Below are 18,122 nucleotides of genomic sequence, written 5' to 3' on the forward strand. Positions count from 1 at the left end.
ATGTCGGAGACTCACGCCAACTCCCTGGGCTGGCTGCTGGACGAACAGCTCGGCTCGGTCGAGGGCGTCCGGTACGCGGTGCTGGTGAGCGGCGACGGCCTGCTCAAGGCCCGTACGCACACCATCGACCAGGAGGGCGGCGAGAAACTGGCCGCCCTGACCGCCTCGCTGCGGGCCTCGGCCAAGGCGTGGGACGAGTTCACCGGCGGTGGCGGGGTGCGCCAGCACCTCGTGGAGTGCGCCAACAACTTCTGTCTGACGACGGCCGCCGGGCAGAACACCACGCTGATGGTCTGTACGACCGGACCGCTGGCGGACGTCGGCCTGATCACCGATCACATGGTGCGCCTGGCCGTGCAGTTGGGCACGCAGCTCTCCACCGGCGAACGCACGCCGGTTCCCCAGCGGGACGGGAGTCTCGGGGCATGAGCGGGCCGCGGCGCGACCCGGACATGGTCCGGCCCTACGTCCGTACCGGCGGCCAGATCCGCCCACGGGACGATGTGCGCTGGGAGAGCGTGGTCATCGCCGCGACCGGCTCGGCCGGTGAACTCGCCACGGACGAACGCCGGGTGATGAGCCTGTTCTCACCCGGCTGCGGCGGTCTGGCCGTGGCCGACATCGCAGCCGCGCTGCAACTGCCGCCCTCCACCGTCCGCATTCTCGTCTCCCGCCTCATGGACACCGGCCGCCTGACCAGTCCGGTCGACGCCGACTCCGATCAGCCGCAGGACGACATTCTCGTAAGGGTGCTCCATGGACTTCGACAACTCCTCTGACCCGCCCGTCACTTACGTGCCCCACACGGTGACGCAGTCGGCCAAGATCGTGATAGCCGGCGGGTTCGGGGTCGGCAAGACAACCTTCATCGGCAGCGTGTCCGAGGTACGGCCGCTGCGCATGGAGGAACCCATCACCGAGGTCAGCGTCGGCATCGACGACATGCGCGGCACCCCGGACAAGACCACCACCACCGTCGGCATGGACTTCGGCCGCATCCATCTGGCCGACGGCGCCCTGGCGTTGTACCTGTTCGGGCTGCCGGGCCAGGTCCGCTTCAAGCCGCTGTGGGAGGACCTGTCCGAGGGCGCGCTCGGCTGTCTCGTCCTGGCCGACACCCGGGACCTGGACGCCAGTCACGGCGCCCTCGGCCTCCTGGAGGACCGGGGCACGCCGTACGCGGTGGCGATCAACACCTTTCCGGACGCCCCGGTCTACGCCGAGGCGGAGCTGCGCGAGGCGCTGGCCCTCGATCCCGGCACTCCGCTCACCACCTGCGACGCCCGCGACCGCGTCTCCTCCCTGCGCGCCCTGATCACCCTCACGGAACACCTGGTCGGTCTCAGCCCCACCGCGTCCCTGGAGCCCCTGCGATGACCTCCGCCGACCCTCAGGCACCGGCCCGAATCCCGCTGTACGCACCGGAGTTCGCCGCCGACCCGCACGCCGCCTACGAGCGGATGCGCACCACGTACGGCACGCTGGTGCCCGTCGAGCTGTCCCCCGGTATCCCCGCCACCCTGGTGATCGGCTACGACGCCGCGCGCCGCATCCTCAACGACCCGCTGCGCTTCCCCGCCGACCCCCGGGTGTGGCAGAAGGCGGTGCCGCGCACCTGCCCGGTGCTGCCGATGATGGAGTGGCGGCCCAACGCGCTGCGCAGCGGCGGCACCGAGCACGCCCGCTACCGGGGCGCCAACACCGCGAGCCTCGACGCGGTGGACCAGCACCAGCTCCGGGCGCTGGTCGAGACGATCGCGGAGGAGGCGATCGCCGGATTCGGCGACACTGGGCGGGCCGACCTGCTCACGCAGTACGCGTGGCCGATCAGTTTCCGGGTGCTGAGCGCGCTGCTCGGCTGCCCGGACGACATCGGGGCGCGCATCGCGGACGGCATGGCGAAGATCTTCGAGGCGAAGGACGCCGACCACGGCAACGCCCTGCTCGCCCAGGCCATCGGCGAGCTGGTGGGCCTGCGCCGCGAGCGGCCCGGCGACGACGTGACCTCCCGGCTCATCCTGCACGAAGCCGCCCTGGACGACGAGGAGATGGCCCACCAGCTCGTCACGCTCTACGGCGCGGGCATCGAGCCGCTGACCAACCTCATCGCCAACACCCAGCTGAAGCTCCTCACCGACGACGACTTCTCGGCCGAACTCCACGCCGGGCAGTCGACGTTGCGCGACGCGCTGGACACCGTCCTGTACAGCGACCCGCCGATGGCGAACTACTGCATCAGCTATCCGCCGTACCCCACGGACATCGACGGCTGTCTGCTCCCGGCCCACCAGCCGGTGGTGATCTCCCTGTCCGCGTGCAACAACGACCCCGAACTCACCCTCGGAATGCCCGCGTCGAGCGTCAGCGGCAACCGCGCCCACCTGGCGTGGAGCATCGGCCCCCACACCTGTCCGGCGCGCTCGCACGCGTATCTGATCGCGGAGACCGCGCTGAGTCATCTCCTCGACGCCATCCCCGAGATGGACCTCGCCGTCCCGGCGTCCGAACTGCGGTGGCGCCCCGGCCCGTTCCACCGCGCCCTGGAAGCCCTCCCCGTCCTGTTCCCCGTCCATCGCTGAAGGAGCCCCGTGCCCGAACAGTCGATATCCGCGACCGAGCAGTCCGTCCTCGTCCTCGACCCCACCGGCGCCGACCACCACGCCGAGCTCAAGGCGCTGCGCGCCCGGGGTGCCGCCACCCAGGTGGACATCCTCGGCGTCACCGCGTGGTCCGTGACCGACCCCGACCTCCTCAAACAACTCCTGACCAGCCCCGACGTGTCCAAGGACGCCCGTGCGCACTGGCCCGGGTTCCAGGACGCGCTGACCAGCTGGCCGCTCATTCTCTGGGTCGCGGTCAGCAACATGTTCACCGCGTACGGCGGCGACCACCGCAGGCTGCGCCGCATGGTCGCGCCCGCCTTCAGCGCCCGCCGCATCGCCGTGCTCAAACCGGTGGTCGAGGACACGGTGGCGGGTCTCCTGGACGCCCTCGCCGCCCGTCCGGCGGACGAAGTCTCCGATCTGCGCGAGCAGTTGGCGTACCCGCTGCCCATCACCGTGATCGGCCGCCTCATGGGCGTCCCCGTGGACCAGACCGCCGTCTTCCGCACCACGGTGGACGGTGTCTTCGACACCACGCTGAGCACCGAGGAGGCCATGAAGAACACGGCCGGCCTCTACGCGGCGCTGGACGAGCTGATCGCGGCCAAGCGCGCCGAGCCCGGCGACGACATGACCTCCCTGCTGATCGCCACCCGCGACGAGGAGGGTGACGACACGGGCATGACGGACGAGGAGCTGCGCGACACCCTGCTGCTGGTGATCAGCGCCGGGTACGAGACCACGGTCAACGCCATCGACCAGGCCGTCACCGCCCTGCTGGCCGACCGCGAGCAGCTGGAGCACCTGCGGGCCGGGCGCGCGACGTGGGAGGACGTGGTCGAGGAGACGCTGCGGTTCGAGCCCTCGGTCAAGCACCTGCCGCTGCGCTACGCCGTCCGGGACATCACGCTGCCCGACGGCCGGGTCATCGCCGAGGGCGACGCGATCCTCGCCTCCTACGCCGCCGCCAACCGCCACCCGGACTGGCACGGCGCGACCGCCGACCAGTTCGACGTGACCCGCCTCTCCAAGGAGCACCTGGCCTTCGGTCACGGCGTGCACTTCTGCATCGGCGCGCCGCTCGCCCGCATGGAGATCGCCGCCGCGCTCCGGCAGCTCTTCGAGCGCTTCCCGGACATGGAACCGGCGGTGCCCGCCGACGAGTTGAAGCCGGTCCACTCCCTGATCAGCAACGGTCACCAGAGCCTGCCGGTACGGCTGCGTCCGGCCGGCTGACCCGCGCGACGGCCCGGGCCGCCGCGCGAGGTGCGTACGCGCGGCGGCCCGGGCGGCCCGCTCCCGCTCCCGACACGGTTCAGCGTCCCAGATGGACGACGCCCGCCCAGTGGGCCGGGGCGGTCATGGTGTCGCCCCGCTCGCGCAGGGACGCCTCGACGCGGGCGACACGGTCCTCGAAGGCGCGGGCGAGCGGTTCCGGAAATCCGCCCGGGGCTCGGCGCCCGGGGTCGCGCATCCAGCGCTGGGCACGGCGCAGCGCCTCGGCGGGCTCGCGGCCCACGCTCGGGTGGTGGTGGAAGACGGTCATCAGGAAGCCGAGGCGATGATCGCGCTGGTGCGGGCGGCGACGACATTGCCGACACAGCAGGCCAGCGAGACGCAGACACCGCGCGGGGAATCCGCGCCGGAACCGGGCCCGCTCGGGGCGCCCCCCGGCCAGGTCCAGCTCCCCGATCCGGTCGATCCCCAGCCCCCCGCCCGGCAGCTCAATCCGGGCACGCCACGACTCCGTCACATCGGCCACCAGATGCGCGGCGATGTCCACGACCGTGAACCTCCGCCGCGCGTCGGCGAGTTGACCGAGCAGTCAGGGCCCCGTGGCCTCGCCGGACGCGGGCACGACCACGTCGGGACAGACCGCCTCGTGCAGCAGACCGGTCGCGGCCCAGACGGCCTCCTTGCCCGTGAGCCCGTTGACCAGCAGGACGTCCCGGCCGGGCCCGACCCGGGGAAGGGCGGAGGCGGCGATGCGCTGACGGGCGATGGCTGTCTGGTTTCTTCCCGGTGGGGCGAATCGACATGCGGTACGCCCCACCGGGCGACGCCATCCAGCCAGGCCACGACGCGTCCGCGCGGCCCACGCCGCTCGAACGCCGCCGAATTCGACCCCGCCGAAGACCTAAGGCTCCTGACCCGTTACACGACCACCCCCGGCGGAACCAGTTCGAATAAACCCCCGAACAGGGCGTGCCACGCAACCCTCCCCACCACCCCCAGAACTGGCAAAATCCCCTCTTCATCTCCGAACCCCCCGAAAACCTAACCTTGGTGACGATCTCCAGCCGCTCCACGGCACGACCACACACCCGGGGGAATCACCATGACGGACCAGCTCTCGCTGGCGACCGTGGCCACGACCGCGCTGCCCCAGATCTTCGGCTTCCTGTTCGGCCGCCTCGGAGAAGCACTCGACCGGCGCGCGGAATCCCGCGAGGAGGAGGAGTTCCGCCCGGCGCTCGCGGAGCCTCCGGCCCCCTACGTCCTCCGCCCGGAGGCCCTGACCGGCGAACGCGTCGCCCGACTCTCGGGTGCGGAGCGGGAGTTGGACGTGTACCGGCGCAACCCCGGCCTCATCAGGCCGGAGGACGCGAACCTGGTGCGGACGCTGAGCCAGGTGCGCGACGACCTCGAAGCGGTCTACGGGCAGCGCTTCACCTTCGCGGGCGAGCGCCGCCCGGCGGCCGGAGTCCGGGTCGTCCAGCGGGTGGACGAGGTAGAGGCGAACGCCGTGGCCCGGGGTGTCACGGCGCGGCGCGTGACCGACCGGGCCGCCGTCGACATCGAGCAGACCACGCGGACCGTGCGTCCCGGCGGTGAACTCACCGGTCTCGACGTCGACGGCACCCTCGGCTGAAGCCACGCCGGTTCCGCGCACGTCTCGACATCACGGGGTCAGGAATGCACGACATGAACGACGAACAGCCCACGCCGCCCGACCCGTTGGGCCTGGCCGCGCTGCTGGAGAGCGACGCGGTCGCCCGGCTGCGCCAGCTCGCCCTGCTGAACTTCGGTGAGATGAACGCCGTCAAGGTCAGCGCGGGATTCGACATGCCGCTCGAACACGGCGCGTTCTCCGACGACTTCATGGAGGCGGTGCGCGCCGTCTTCGTCGCCCCGGAGGTCGGGGCGGTGGGGGACGCGGATTTCGACGCGCTCTACCGGTCGTGGAAGCAGCCCGGTTCGATCACCGTGCTCGCCGAGGGCCCCGGCAAGGGCCGTACCACCACCGCCCGCGCCCTGCTGGCCGAACTGCGCCACGAGCACCCGGACGTACAGGTCGGCCAACTCGGCTTCGGCGCCTCCCCCGACTTCCCCGCGCACCGGATCCCCCACACCACCGACTGGGCGTACGTGCTGGAACTCCCGCCCGACGAGGACGGTTTCGCGGTGGCCGACACCTTCGGCGCGAACCTCGGCCAGCTGCGGGACCACCTGGCCCGGCGCAGGGCACGGCTCGTCGTGCTGACCACCCCGGAGCAGTGGCGGCGCATCGGCACCGGCGCCCCGGAGGGCACCCGGCAGCACCTGGGTACGCCGCCCCCGCTGGAGATCGCCCGCAGCTGGCTCCGGGCGGAGTCCCCCGGCTTCCCGGTGGAACGGTGGCTCCAGGACCGGGACATCGCGGCGCTGCTGGAAGGACAGCCCCCGGTGGACGTGCTGGAGATCGTCGGCCACATCCTGCACGCCCACCGCTCGAACGACAGCAGGCTGCCGAACCTGGAGACGCTGGCGCGGAAGTACCGCCGCGAGGACGGCACGCCGTTCGACCGTCAGGTGCTGAGCGTGCTCGCCGCACGGTCCAACTGGCGTGTTCAGCTGCTCAGTTGGCACCGCAAGCACGGGCGTACCAGCTTCCAGCGCAACTTCCTGCTGTCCTGTGCGGCGCTGCGGGGCGCCCCGGTCGCCCATCTCTACACGGGTGCGGCCGACTTGGGGAGGCAACTGGGTGAGGGGGATGTCGCCCTCGACGGCCAACGGGAGCCCGGCGTCATCGAGATGGTCGACTCCATCGACGCGGAACTGGCGGAGGACGACACGGTCACCTTCGACCGGCCGGACTGGGACGACGCGGCGCTGGAGTACTTCTGGGTGGACCGGCCGCTGTCCCGTACCGGGTTCCTCACCTGGCTGGCGGAGGCACCGCTGAAGACCGACCGGCGCGCCCTGGACACCCTGAGCGCCGCTCAGCAGCGGGCGATGGCGCTGCGGATCGGCTCGTTCGCCGTGCAGTGGGCCGTACGCCAGCGGCGGCAGGAGCCGTTGCGCGTGCTCGCGCGGGCCTGGAAGGGGAAGGCGCCGTGGCCCTGGTTCGTCGAGGTCCTCACCTCCGCCAGTGTCCATACCGCGAGCGCGTCGTACCTCCACGAGATGCTGCTGCAGTGGGCGCGGGACGGAGACGCGGCCCAGCGTCTCGCCGTGGTCCAGGTGTGCGCCGGGGAGTTCGGCAGGCAGCACACCGTGAAGGCGCTGACCCGGCTGCGCCACGCGGCCAGGGCCCAGGATCCTGAGGTACGTGTCGCGCTCCGGCAGGCGGTGGAGGCGCTGTGGTCCGAACCCACCGCCCGCCGCACCCTCTTCGCCTACGTCGTGTCCTGGTGCGGCACCGAGGCGACGAGGGAGGCCGGGCGCGAGACCTTCCGTACCCTGGCCGCCACCACGGACGACGACGCCGCCGACCTCCCGGTCCTGCTCACCCGCGACGGCGCCAGCGACTTCACCCCGTCGACGGCGGACCTCACCACCGGCTGGCGCGCGGTGCTGCGCGGTGCGCGCGGGCTCGGACCGGACGACCCGGACGACCCGGACGACGCCGACGCGACGGCCGTCCGGCTCTGGCTGGACGCGGCCCGGCGCTATCCAGGACTGCTGGGCGAAGTCCTCAGCGTCCTCGCCACGGCGGTCCGCACCGAAGCCGACGAGGAACCGGCCGCGTGCGCGGAGAGCCCGCGCGACCGGCTCCGGGCGATCGTCCGTACCTGGGCCCGGACCCCGGATCCCGAGGCGTCCTCGCCCGACGCGGCCGAGCTGCCGGACCGCGCACCGAGCCGTGCGGACGTGTACGCGGCGCTGACCCAGCAGCTGGACGACGGCCTCGTGGACGGTTTCCGGAGCCGTCTGACCCGCGCCGACGAAGCGGGGGCCCCGGCGTGAGGTGGCCGAGTCGGCGCCGTACCCCGTCCGTCCACGCCTTCACCGACGTGTGCGAGAGCCGGGACGCGGGGCTCGCCTTCGAGGTGTCCGCCCGCGTCGAGTGGCGCTGGTCGCGGCGGGGACCGGCACCGGCCGACGCCCCGCTGATCGCCGGGCAGCTGGCGCGGCAGCTCGTCGAGAAGACGCTGGGCGAGTGGTCCGTACTGCGCCCGCACGCGGCCGAGCAGGATCTGGCGGCCGTACTGCGGGACGCGGTCCCGCTGGGCGGCGATGTGACGGTGACCGGTGTGACGGCCGCCCTGCATGCCGACGCCCCCGTGGTGGCGGCGGCCCGGCGCAAACAGCAGACCCGCCACGCCTGTGAACTCGACGAACTCGAACGCCGTCAGGCCCGCGCCCGCATGGAGTTCCTTCGCGACGAACTCCTCGCCGACCCGTCCTCGGCCCGGCTGTACACCCTGCTCCCGCCGTCCCCGCGCCTGGGCGGGCCGCTGCCCGGCACCGATCCGGCCGAGCTGGACGAGCTGGTCCGCCAGGTGCACCGCTGGCACCCGGAGTCACGCTGGGTCGTGATCGCCCAGGTGCTCCAGGTCTACGGCGAGCGCATCACCGAGGCAGCCGTCCAGGATCATCTGAAGATCCTGCGCGCCATGCTGGCCGCCCGGGGCCACCACGACCTGGCCGCGCAGGTCGCCGCCGTCGTGGCCCGCGGATAGCCCACCGCTCAGCAGCCGCCCTCCGCCACCAGCGCCTCCCGCTGCGCCGTCCGCGCCACCCGCGCGAGCAGCCGGCGCAGTTGGCGGGCGTCGGGTTCGTCGAGGTCGGCCAGGAGGCGGGACTCGGCGCGGGAGATGCGGGCGCGGGCCTGGTCGAGGAGGGTGCGGCCCTCGTCGGTGATCAGGACCTGGCGGGCGCGGCGGTCGCGGGGGTCGGGCCTGCGGGTGATGAGCCCGCGCGCTTCGAGGTCGTCCAGCAGGTAGGTCATGACGGTGCGGTCGAGATGCACCTGTCGGCCGAGGGCGAGCTGGGAGGGCGGCTCGCCGGAGGCCAGGGCGACCAGGACCAGATAGCCCCTCGGCCCGCCGGGCAGATCCTCGACCGAGCTGGTGGCCACGCGGCGGAACGCGGTGGAGACCATGCGGATGCTCCAGCCCAGGTCCGCTGCGAGGCCGGTGTCCTCTGCGGGCGGTCCGGCGTCGGCTGCGGAAGGCGTGTTGCTCACGGGCACAACCTATCGCACGATCCTGCCGACTCACAGATGTTCTTGCGAACAGAACATCTGTCGCGCATAGTTTCTGGCAGGGGCTGCGCCGCACACGTGCGGCGGACACATGTGTGCCGCGCCGATGTGTGCCGAGCACATGCACGCCGACCACATACGCGCCAAGCACATAGGTGCCGCGCACACCTGCGACGCGCAGCCCATGTGGACACGCAAGGAAAGTGGGATTTCGCGATGAGCACCAGCACCGACCTGAGCGGCAGCACCGCCCTGGTGACCGGAGCCACCTCGGGCATCGGCCGGGCCGTGGCGCAGCGGCTGGCCGAGCGGGGCGCGCGGGTCGTCCTGCACGGCCGGGACGAGGCCCGGGGCGAGGCCGTGGTGAAGGAGATCGCGCGGCAGGGCGGCGCGGCGCGCTTCGTCGCCGCCGACCTGTCCGACGCCGAGGACACGCTCCGGCTGGCCTCCGAGGCGGGAGCGGTGGACATCCTGGTGAACAACGCGGGGGTGTACGAGCTGATGCCGACCGTGCGGACCGACGCCGCCGCCTTCGACCGCCACATCGCGGTCAACACCCGGGCCCCGTTCCTCCTGGTGGGCGCCCTCGCCCCGGCCATGGCCCGGCGCGGCCACGGCGCGATCATCACGATCGGCTCCAGCGCGGCCCGGAACACCGCGCCGATCGGCGCCGCCTACGCCGCGTCGAAGGCGGGTGTGGAGACCCTGACCCGCTACTGGGCCACCGAGTTCGGCGGCAGCGGCGTACGCGTCAACGCCGTCTCCCCCGGCCCGGTGCGCACCGAGGGCATCTCCGCCGTGTTCGGCGACGGGCCCGACGCGCTGGCGCCGCTGGACCGGGTCAACGCGCGCGGCCGGGTGGGCGAGCCCGAGGAGATCGCGGACGTCGTCGCCTTCCTCGCCGGTCCGGAGAGCGCCTACGTCAACGGCGCGATCCTCTACGCCGACGGGGGCGAGGTCAGCACGCTGCCCGGCTGAGGGAACAGAGCTGCTGAGAGAACAGAGGGGAGCGGTCCCGGATGCCGCTCGGGCCCGCTCCCCCGTCGTCAGGCGGACGGGTTGACGATCACCTTCGCCGAGTTGTTCCCGGTGTCCGGGTCGAAGTCCAGGGACGAATAGCGGTCGGCGTGCGCCACGACGTGTCCCGTCGCGTCCGGGACGACCCGGTCGATCCGCAGCTGGAACGGGAAGTCGACCTTCAGGTCCGGCACGACCATCGCGTGGAGGGAGCAGGCGTAGTGGCCGACGGCCGGGTCGTCGCCGGACTTCCAGGCGTTGTGGCAGCTGTCGGGCACCGACGTGGCGGTGGTGCCCTCCGGGAGGTAGAAGTCGATCGCGACCACCGGCTCGCCGGAGATGACGTTGCCGACCCAGGCCGGGCCGTGGTTGACGAAGCGGAAGGCCGCGGTGACGGTGTCGCCCTCGGCGCCGCTGACCTCGGTGCCGTCCATCGCGAAGTCGGCGGTGTTGGCGGCCTCGATGTGCCAGGAGCGGCCGTTGTCCGTGCCGTCGAGATCGGTGACGCCGCCGCCGGGCTCGACCTCGTAGTCGAACCGCTCGTGCAGCGCGTACCCCTTGACGCCGAGCCGCAGCGGCTCCGGCAGCTCCACACTCGCGCCGGGCGCCACGTCTGTGTCGAAGTCGCAGGTCACGTAGGTCATGGAGGAGTACGTGCCGCCCTCGTCCGGGCCGGTGTACGCGCACTGCGGATAGCGGGTGACGACATCGAGGCCGTACGTCGCCCACAGTCGCACGCTGAAGCCGTGCGCGGTCTCGTTGCCGGTGTTGGTGACGGTGAACGGCACGGTGAGGGTGCTGCCCGGCGCGGCGCCGTCGAGGGGCTTCGGCTCCGTGACGGTGAGGTCCGGTCCGGAGCCGACGGTGACGGAGGTCTCCCAGGAGTGCTCCGGGGCGACGAGCCTGCCGTCGGGGCCGCCGGTGGCCTCGGCGGAGTACGCGATGGTGCCCTGGTCCCCCACGGCGGCACCGGCGGCGGCCCGCACCTTCAGCCGCAGCTGTGTGCCGGAGTGCAGCGGCACGTCCCCGGTGTCGCACACCGCGACGGTCCCGGCCGCGTCCGGCGCGCAGCTGTCGGGCCACGCCACCTCGGCGACCCCGGCGAGCCGGGAGGCGTCCACGGTCAACTTGCCGTCGGTCACGGTGAAGTTGGCGTTGTCGTGATACAGGCCGAGCGTCAGCGAGCGGTACTGCGCGCTCCCGCCCTCCGGCGCGACGGTCACCGCGTGGTCGTACGGCGCCTGGATCCACAGCTGATCGGTCTGCGGCTCGTCCTCGGCGACGGCGACCCCGCTCCCGAGCCCGGCGACGACCAGCGCCCCCACGGCTCCCGCACACACCCCGCGGCGCAGCACACGCCCGACGGAGACAGAACTCATGACTTCCCCCCACTGGGACAGAAGAAGAACCCGGCACCATGATCGACACCGGGCGGGGGTTGGACGGGCGGTGGGGGTGGACGGTTGTAGTCAACCTGAGTTTCTTTAGGTGAAGTTGGGGTCGTCGTGGGGCTGGGGGACGCGGCGCGGGCTCTCAGATACGGCCGCCGGTGAGCCGGGTCAGGGGGTCCGTCCGGGGCCTGGCCGTCGAGCGGCCTATCGCGAAGGCCGCTCCGGCGACGATCGCCTTGCGGTGCTTGACGACCGTCCACGCCGACCCGGCGACCTTGGCGGCGTTGGCCATCACGGCTTGCTGCCCGCTCTGGAGGCCGACGGGCCGCCGCCCGGCTCACCCGCTGGGCGGCCTGACCGGCCGACTGGACACCGGAGGCCGTCGAGTCCGTCGCCTCGCGCGCGGTCTCCTTGGCGGTGATCGACCGGATGACCGCGCGGAGATTGATATGGCCGAGATCCACGTCGGCGACGCACAGCACCAGATCTCCGGTGAGGACGGCACCGCCGTTCAGCAGGCGGTCGAGCAGGGCGATGAGGGCGACGGGCGGACCCGCGAGGGCTCGGGGTCGTGGACGCTGACTGTGCACACGCTCATACGGGCCCCGTCGGCGCGGGACCGCCGCTCGGCGTGCTCGCCCTCGCCCGTCTGGTCGTCGGCGTCGCGAACGAGTACGGCGCCCACGGCCCGGTCACCTAGACCCCGGCCCCCGGCCGCGCGAGCGCCAGCCGCTCCCGGAACTCCGCCACCGCGCCCAGCGGCACGAGGTACGCCTCGTTCTCGCCCCGCCCCGCGCACCACTCGCCCTGCTGGGCCGCCGCCAGCTCCTGCGCCTCCCGCGCCTCGACCTTCGCCAGGCCGGTCGCGGCACGGTACGCGTCCCGCACGGTGTCCCTCTGGGCCCGTCGGCGCCGCAGATAGGCGCGGCCCGTGTGGTGGCGGCGCCGGGCCCTGGCCCCTCGAACGTGGCTGCCGCTGCCGTACGGCCGCCTGCGGTACGGCGTACACCTTCACCCCGAGTCCCACATGGCCGTAGAACAGATCCAGCAGCTCACCGAACGGCACCCGCCGCTCCTCCAGCATCCCCGGCGACCCGCGCCTCGTCCCGGTACACCGTGGCAAGGCGTCCCAGCCGGTCCAAGTCCTCCAACTGGGCCACGAGAACGGCCTCTTCGAACCCGTCGGCAGGTCCGTCCTTGCCGTCCTCGTCGCTGCTGCTCATGAACCGTGCGACTCTCACGTATGCCTCGCGTCCGTACGGGCGTAGGGAGACGGGAGTTCCGTACCCGTCCGATGAGTTCTGTCGTTCGACACAGTCCAAGCCCGGTCGGCGAGGTGCCGACTTCGGCTTCCGTTTCGGAGGGAACGCATGACGCAGCTACTGCGGGTCCAGAACTTCACCGTCTCCAGCGACGGGATCGGCGCCGGGGAGGAGCAGAGCCTGGAACGGCCGTTCGGCCATGTCGATCCCGGGCGGCTGTTCTCCTGGGCGGGCGCGACGGCCAGTTGGCCCATGCGGACCGATGCCGGGGGCAGCCGGGGCCTGGACGACTACCTCACCCGGGACTTCTCCCGGAACATCGGCGCCGAGATCATGGGCCGCAACAAGTTCGGCCCGGTACGCGGGCCTTGGCAGGGCGAGGAGTGGCGCGGCTGGTGGGGCGACGAACCCCCGTTCCACACCCCCGTGTTCGTCCTGACCCACCACGAGCGTCCCCCGCTGACGCTCTCGGACACCACGTTCCACTTCGTGTCGGGCGACCCGGCGACGGTCCTCGCGCAGGCGCGGGAGGCGGCGCAGGGCAAGGACGTCCGGCTAGGCGGGGGCGTCTCGACCATCCGGCAGTTCCTCGACGCCGACCTGGTCGACACGCTGCACGTGGCGGTCTCCCCCGTGAAGCTCGGCCACGGGCTGCGCCTGTGGGACTCGCCCGACGAACTCCTGGACCGCTTCCACTTGGACGTCGTACCGAGCCCGAGCGGCGTGACGCATCACCTGTTCTGGCGGAAGTAGCGCGCCACCGGGCCGACGACGGTCCGGGCGCGCTGTGGCGGCCGACCAAGGCCAGGAGGAGGACGGGTGAGGGCGAGCGCGGCGGTCGGGCCACGCCCGCCGCGCTCGGCGCCTTCGCCGCCTGTGCCGCTACGGCCGACACCATGCTGGTGCTGATGCAGCCGAGGTGAGGGGCCGTCAGTGGTGCCGCAGCCACCACTCCACCCCGGCGACAAGGAGGGAACCGGCGCCCCCCGCGATACCGAGAACGGCACGGCGACCGGCTTCCCGCCACAGCTCCCGACGAGAACGGCCCGGCGGAGCGGTGAGGCGGATGCGGGTACGGGCCGGAGCGGGTTTGCGGCGGCGGTGTGCCATGGCAGGTCTCCCCCAAGGTGGCGGTGTGGTCACGGTGGTGCGCCGGGGCCCGGCGTCGATCCGAGACTGGCCTGGTGGGAGTGACGTGGTCTCAAGTACGGGGCGCATGAGGCGAGTCAGGCACTAATCTGCTGGTCCGCGCCGCTGCGGGCCGCTCGCCCGGTTCACCTGTTTCGGGTGCGCGCGCGTCGAAGGGGGCGACGGTCTGTGGGAGTTCATCGCGAGACGCTGTACCGCAGGCTGCGCGCGCTGCGCGTGAAGGCCGAGGCCGCGTACAGCCTCCGGCACGAAGGACGCGGTCTGCAGCTGCCGTTGGAGAGGCAGGTCCGCAGGACCGGGCTGCCGGGCACATCCGCGTGGGAGGGGAAGGTCGCCAGCCGGTGGGCGCCGAGGACGCTCGCGGGGTTCGGCGTTCCGCAGCCGCGCAGTGCCGACCAGGTACTCGCGATGGTCGCCGTATGGGAGTCCTGGACCGGCGCCCGGACGCTCGAGGACGACGGCCGGGTGAGGTCGGCGTGGCTCGCTTCCGACGCGGGCGGCCGGGACTGGCAACGGCTGCTGGAGGCCGCGCACCGGGAGAACGCCGGGGCGATCCGGCGCAAGGCGTCGGAGGCGTCGGCGTCGGCCTCCGGCGAGGAGGCGGAGGCCGACGCCGCCGTGGAGCGGTACTTCGCCCGCCTGGTGCAGACGTGCGGGCGGCTGAACCTCGATGTGCTCGGCGGGAGCGAGCGGGCCGGTGAGCAGCCCGCGATCCGGCTGCCGCAGGTGTTCGAGGCACCGCCCGCGTCCTGGGATCCGCCGAAGCCGGACCTGCCCGCACGTCTCTGGCAGGAACTGATGGAACGCGGCGAGATACCGGCCGAGGAGCTGCCGCCCGGTCTGCGCGCCGAGCAGGTCCAGGCGTGGCGCGGCTCGCGCGTGGAGCGTCCGCCGGTGCCGGTGCTGGAGGCGGTCGCCTCGCCGAAGGGGCGACGTCTGGTGCTGCTGGGCGATCCGGGGGCGGGCAAGTCGACGCTGTCCCGCTATCTGGCGCTGGCCCTCGCCGGTGGCCTGCCGGAAGTGCCGTCCGCCCTGCGCGAGTTGGTGACGTCCGGGACGGTGCCGGTCGTGGTGGAGCTGCGTCGGCTCGCCGACGGCAAGCAGTGGCAGGGGCGGACCGTGGAGGACTTCTGGGAGGAGTTCAACGCGACCGAACGCATGCGGCTGCCCCGGCATGTCCTGGAGTACCTGCTGGAGCGGACCCATCGGCCGGTGCTGGTGGTATTCGACGGCCTGGACGAGATCTTCGACCCGTGCAGGCGTGCCGAAGTCGCGCGCCAGGTGGCCGCGTTCGCCGAGGTGCACGCGCACGTACGCGTCGTCGTCACCTCGCGTGTCATCGGCTTCGGCCCGGAGGTGTTCGCCGACGCGGGCTTCAGCCGGGCCAAGATCGACGACCTGCCCCGGCGGCAGATCGAGTCGTTCATCCGCCGCTGGTACGCCGCCGCGCACCCCGCCGAGCCCGGCGAGGCGTCACGGCTGAGCGAGCGACTGATCAGCGCGGTGCGGGGGTTCGCCTCGGTGGCGGAGCTGGCGGGCAACCCGCTCCTGCTGACCATTCTGGCCTCCATCGGCCTCGGCGCGACCATCCCCCGCGACCGCCGCCAGGTCTACCGTCACGCCGTCGAAGTCCTCACCGGCCGCTGGGACCGCGACGCCAAACACCTCGCCCTGCCCCGCCAGCACCATCCCGAGGTCGCCGCCGCCCTCGACGAACTCGACATGGGGCTCCTGCAGGAACTCCTCGAACGCCTCGCCCGCCGCCTCCAGGAGAGCGCGAGCACCCCCGACGGCAGCCCCCTCATCTCCCGCGACGACCTCACCGCCATGATCGCCGACTACGTCACCACCGACATGAACTACGAGCCCAACGTCGGCCGCATCGTCGCCCACGCCATGGTCGAACGCCTCCAGGACCGCGCCTTCCTCCTCCACCCCTACGGCGCCGGCATGTACGGCTTCGTCCACCGCACCTTCCTCGAATACCTCGCCGCCCGCGAACTCGGCCAGCGGTACGCCGGGCGCGAATGGCCCCCGGAACAGCTCATCGACATGCTCGCCGAGCGCGCCGGGAATCCCGTCTGGCACGAGGTGATCCTGCTGTTCATCGGGCAGATCAGCCGACAGGCGGAGGCGGAGCACGCCGGGTTCATCGCGCGGCTTCTCCGCCTGCACCGCATCAGCGGCGCAGGCCAGGGACCGGACCAGCCTCCGACGTTTCTTGAGCTGGCCGTCCGAGCCCTCGCCGAGGCTCACCGCATTCCGCGCGCGCCTTCGCAGAACGAGGACCACCCCGAACTCTCGCTCGCCATACAGAGCAACGCCGTCATCGATGCCCTGATCGCCCACCTGGGGAAAAAGCCCGCGTCCTCTCTGGACGGCGCCATTCCCGCGTTGATGTCCTTTCCCTGGTCCTGGACGGGTCGGGAGCGCTTCCTGCGCTGGCACCGCGCCGAGGTGGACAACGGCCCGAGCGACACACCGCATGCCCTCGCGGCGGCGCTGTGTCGTACCCCCCAGGAAATCATCCACCTAGCGCGGCTTCCCTGGCCGAACCAAGGAGCGTCAACTGCTCTCCGCACGCTGGGAGAGCGGTGGCCCGAGCTGGAGGAGGTCCACGCCGCCGTCCTCGACGCCGCCCGCGACACCGGCACCGAGGCCCGCGACACCGCACTGGAGATGCTGGCTCAGCACTGGCCGGACCGGGAAGAGACCTACGCCATCGTCCTCGGCGCCGCCCGCGACACCAGCGCCTTCACACGGCACAACGCGCTGGAGGCGCTGGCCCACCACTGGCCGGACCGGGAAGAGGCGTACGCCACCGTCCTCGATGCCACTCGCGACACCAGCGCCTTCACTGCCGACATCGCGCTGGAAGTGCTGGCCGATCACTGGCCGGACCGGGAGGAGACCTACACCACCGTCCTCGACGCCGCTCGCAGCACCGACTCGCTCATCAGCAACACCACCCTGCGCGTGCTGGCTCAGTACTGGCCGGACCGGGAAGAGACCTACGCCGCCGTCCTCGGCATCGCCCGCGGCCCCCACACCCGCATCGACATCCGCGGCACCACCCTGTATGTCCTGGCACAGCACTGGCCGGACCGGGAGGACGCCTACACCACCGTCCTCGACATCGCCCGCGACACCACCACCTCCATCCGTGGCGCCGCCCTGAGCGTGCTGGGCGAGTACTGGCCCGACCAGAAGGACAGCTACACCGCCGTCCTAGACGCCGCCCGCGACACCACCGCCCCCAACCGGGGCACCGCCCTGCACCTGCTGACACGCCACTGGCCGGACCGGGAGGACACGTACACCACCGTCCTCGGCGCCGCCCGCGACACCACCGCCCCCGACCGGGGCACCGCCCTGAGCATGCTGGGCGAGTACTGGCCCGACCAGGAGGACGCGTACACCACCGTCCTCGATGCGGCCAGTGACCCCACCACGGACGCACACCACATCGCCCTCGGTGTTCTCGTCAAGCAGTGGCCGGACCGGGAAGGAACACACCGCACCATCCTCGGCGCTGCCCGGGACACCCGCACCGACACCTCCACCCGTGACACCGTCCTGCGCGGGCTGGCACGTCACTGGCCGGACCGGGAGGACACCTACACGGCCGTCCTCGGCGCCGCCCACGACACCACCGCCCACACCCGCAACACCGCCCTACGCCTCCTGGCACATCACTGGCCGGACCGAGAAGACACCCACACCACCGTCCTCAAGGCCACCCACGACACCACCGCGCACACCCGTGTCACCGCCCTGAACGTCCTGACACGCCACTGGCCGGACCGGGAGGACACCTACACGGCCGTCCTCGGCGCCGCCCACGACACCACCGCCCACACCCGCGACACCGCCCTGCACCTCCTGACACGCCACTGGCCGGACCGAGAAGACACCTACACCACCGTCCTCGACGCCACCGACACGTACACCCGCGCCACCGCCCTGCGCGCGCTGGCCCAGCGCTGGCCGGACCGGGAGGGCGCGCTCACGCGGGTGGCACACGCCGCGGCGACCCTCAGCGAGACAAACAACCTGCCTCTGAAGCTCCTGACCCTGGCCTGGCCCGATCACCCGGAAACACGGCGGATCCTGCTCGAACTCGCGGAGAAGGGCGTAGCCGAGACCGACGTCCGGATCGCCCTGCGCTACACAGAAAACTTCACCCGGAACCCAAGCCCCACGCCCACCCAGGAAGGCGGCAGACCACAACCCCGGTGACGCCCGAACAGGCCCGCCGCACGCGATCCCCCGCAAGCCCCCTTGACTTCGC

At 72.2% G+C, this 18,122-nt stretch carries 20 protein-coding genes and 1 pseudogene; 12 read left to right on the top strand and 9 right to left on the bottom strand.

From position 1 onward, the window contains the following. The 5 genes from B079_RS0118175 to B079_RS0118195 are packed head-to-tail and all read left to right on the top strand — an operon-like array spanning position 1 to position 3,839. Positions 1 to 429: a roadblock/LC7 domain-containing protein gene (locus B079_RS0118175; RefSeq protein WP_018547271.1), complete on the top strand. Its 429-nt coding sequence runs from the start codon at positions 1 to 3 to the stop codon at positions 427 to 429. Continuing rightward, entirely contained in the window at positions 426 to 779 is a 354-nt protein-coding gene (locus B079_RS0118180; RefSeq protein ID WP_018547272.1) for a DUF742 domain-containing protein, read from the top strand. Before B079_RS0118175 ends, B079_RS0118180 begins: the two co-directional genes overlap by 4 nt. Next, positions 757 to 1,377 (top strand): GTP-binding protein, encoded by a 621-nt coding sequence (locus B079_RS0118185; protein WP_018547273.1) that lies wholly within the window; start codon positions 757 to 759, stop codon positions 1,375 to 1,377. Before B079_RS0118180 ends, B079_RS0118185 begins: the two co-directional genes overlap by 23 nt. Then, a complete protein-coding gene (locus B079_RS0118190; protein WP_018547274.1) occupies positions 1,374 to 2,579 on the top strand; it encodes a cytochrome P450 in 1,206 nt (401 codons plus the stop codon). The genes B079_RS0118185 and B079_RS0118190 overlap by 4 nt, the downstream gene beginning before the upstream one ends. 9 nt (positions 2,580 to 2,588) lie before the next feature. Then, on the top strand, positions 2,589 to 3,839 hold the full coding sequence (locus B079_RS0118195; RefSeq protein ID WP_018547275.1) for a cytochrome P450 family protein: 1,251 nt from the start codon (positions 2,589 to 2,591) through the stop codon (positions 3,837 to 3,839). Positions 3,840 to 3,918: 79 nt separating this feature from the next. On the opposite strand, the gene B079_RS0118200 is transcribed toward B079_RS0118195, so the two are convergent. Both B079_RS0118200 and B079_RS0118205 read right to left on the bottom strand, forming a co-directional pair. Beyond that, the gene (locus tag B079_RS0118200; RefSeq protein ID WP_018547276.1) at positions 3,919 to 4,386 is read right to left on the bottom strand and encodes a CHAT domain-containing protein; all 468 of its coding nucleotides are present in this window, start codon (positions 4,384 to 4,386) and stop codon (positions 3,919 to 3,921) included. A 42-nt stretch (positions 4,387 to 4,428) separates the two neighbouring features. Then, positions 4,429 to 4,656: a hypothetical protein gene (locus B079_RS0118205; protein ID WP_018547277.1), complete on the bottom strand. Its 228-nt coding sequence runs from the start codon at positions 4,654 to 4,656 to the stop codon at positions 4,429 to 4,431. Positions 4,657 to 4,941: 285 nt separating this feature from the next. Between B079_RS0118205 and B079_RS33310 the strand changes: the two genes are divergently transcribed. From B079_RS33310 to B079_RS33320, 3 genes are read left to right on the top strand one after another with little or no spacing between them, the layout of a single operon-like run. Further along, on the top strand, positions 4,942 to 5,475 hold the full coding sequence (locus B079_RS33310; RefSeq protein ID WP_018547278.1) for a hypothetical protein: 534 nt from the start codon (positions 4,942 to 4,944) through the stop codon (positions 5,473 to 5,475). Positions 5,476 to 5,528: 53 nt separating this feature from the next. Further along, positions 5,529 to 7,772 (top strand): hypothetical protein, encoded by a 2,244-nt coding sequence (locus tag B079_RS33315; protein WP_018547279.1) that lies wholly within the window; start codon positions 5,529 to 5,531, stop codon positions 7,770 to 7,772. After that, positions 7,769 to 8,488 carry a hypothetical protein gene (locus tag B079_RS33320; RefSeq protein WP_018547280.1) on the top strand — a complete coding sequence of 240 codons (720 nt, stop codon included), beginning with the start codon at positions 7,769 to 7,771 and terminating at the stop codon, positions 8,486 to 8,488. Before B079_RS33315 ends, B079_RS33320 begins: the two co-directional genes overlap by 4 nt. Positions 8,489 to 8,496: 8 nt before the next feature. On the opposite strand, the gene B079_RS0118225 is transcribed toward B079_RS33320, so the two are convergent. Further along, entirely contained in the window at positions 8,497 to 8,994 is a 498-nt protein-coding gene (locus B079_RS0118225; RefSeq protein ID WP_234016811.1) for a MarR family winged helix-turn-helix transcriptional regulator, read from the bottom strand. A 234-nt stretch (positions 8,995 to 9,228) separates the two neighbouring features. Here B079_RS0118225 and B079_RS0118230 point away from each other — a divergent pair, with 234 nt between their 5' ends. Further along, positions 9,229 to 9,990, top strand: a complete 762-nt coding sequence (locus tag B079_RS0118230) for an SDR family NAD(P)-dependent oxidoreductase (RefSeq protein WP_018547282.1) — start codon at positions 9,229 to 9,231, stop codon at positions 9,988 to 9,990. Between the two features lie 68 nt (positions 9,991 to 10,058). Here B079_RS0118230 and B079_RS0118235 read toward each other — a convergent pair whose 3' ends face one another. The 3 genes and pseudogenes from B079_RS0118235 to gvpJ form a co-directional block, all read right to left on the bottom strand. After that, complete coding sequence (locus B079_RS0118235) at positions 10,059 to 11,408, bottom strand: hypothetical protein (protein WP_199779931.1); 1,350 nt, start codon at positions 11,406 to 11,408, stop codon at positions 10,059 to 10,061. A gap of 154 nt (positions 11,409 to 11,562) precedes the next feature. Beyond that, positions 11,563 to 11,712 (bottom strand): hypothetical protein, encoded by a 150-nt coding sequence (locus B079_RS35530; protein ID WP_018547284.1) that lies wholly within the window; start codon positions 11,710 to 11,712, stop codon positions 11,563 to 11,565. Between the two features lie 148 nt (positions 11,713 to 11,860). Next, positions 11,861 to 12,010 (bottom strand): annotated as a pseudogene (gvpJ, locus tag B079_RS34020) (gas vesicle protein GvpJ); the annotation flags it as partial. On the opposite strand from gvpJ, the gene B079_RS36330 reads away from it, so the two are divergent. Next, on the top strand, positions 11,992 to 12,120 hold the full coding sequence (locus tag B079_RS36330; protein ID WP_018547285.1) for a hypothetical protein: 129 nt from the start codon (positions 11,992 to 11,994) through the stop codon (positions 12,118 to 12,120). The pseudogene gvpJ and the gene B079_RS36330 sit on opposite strands and share 19 nt — an antisense overlap. On the opposite strand, the gene B079_RS0118250 is transcribed toward B079_RS36330, so the two are convergent. Together B079_RS0118250 and B079_RS35215 are read right to left on the bottom strand one after the other, a co-directional pair. After that, positions 12,117 to 12,308 (bottom strand): hypothetical protein, encoded by a 192-nt coding sequence (locus B079_RS0118250; RefSeq protein ID WP_018547286.1) that lies wholly within the window; start codon positions 12,306 to 12,308, stop codon positions 12,117 to 12,119. The two genes, B079_RS36330 and B079_RS0118250, sit on opposite strands and share 4 nt — an antisense overlap. A gap of 164 nt (positions 12,309 to 12,472) precedes the next feature. Continuing rightward, positions 12,473 to 12,643: a hypothetical protein gene (locus B079_RS35215; RefSeq protein WP_018547287.1), complete on the bottom strand. Its 171-nt coding sequence runs from the start codon at positions 12,641 to 12,643 to the stop codon at positions 12,473 to 12,475. 147 nt (positions 12,644 to 12,790) lie between these two features. Between B079_RS35215 and B079_RS0118260 the strand changes: the two genes are divergently transcribed. Further along, complete coding sequence (locus B079_RS0118260) at positions 12,791 to 13,435, top strand: dihydrofolate reductase family protein (RefSeq protein ID WP_018547288.1); 645 nt, start codon at positions 12,791 to 12,793, stop codon at positions 13,433 to 13,435. Positions 13,436 to 13,612: 177 nt separating this feature from the next. Here B079_RS0118260 and B079_RS35220 read toward each other — a convergent pair whose 3' ends face one another. Continuing rightward, positions 13,613 to 13,792, bottom strand: coding sequence for a hypothetical protein (locus B079_RS35220; protein ID WP_158685008.1), 180 nt, complete (start codon positions 13,790 to 13,792; stop codon positions 13,613 to 13,615). A 207-nt stretch (positions 13,793 to 13,999) separates the two neighbouring features. Between B079_RS35220 and B079_RS36335 the strand changes: the two genes are divergently transcribed. Further along, on the top strand, positions 14,000 to 18,070 hold the full coding sequence (locus B079_RS36335) for an AAA family ATPase (protein WP_158685009.1): 4,071 nt from the start codon (positions 14,000 to 14,002) through the stop codon (positions 18,068 to 18,070). Positions 18,071 to 18,122: the final 52 nt, after the last annotated feature.

This window comes from Streptomyces sp. LaPpAH-108 (genome assembly GCF_000373625.1).
Lineage (GTDB): Bacteria > Actinomycetota > Actinomycetes > Streptomycetales > Streptomycetaceae > Streptomyces.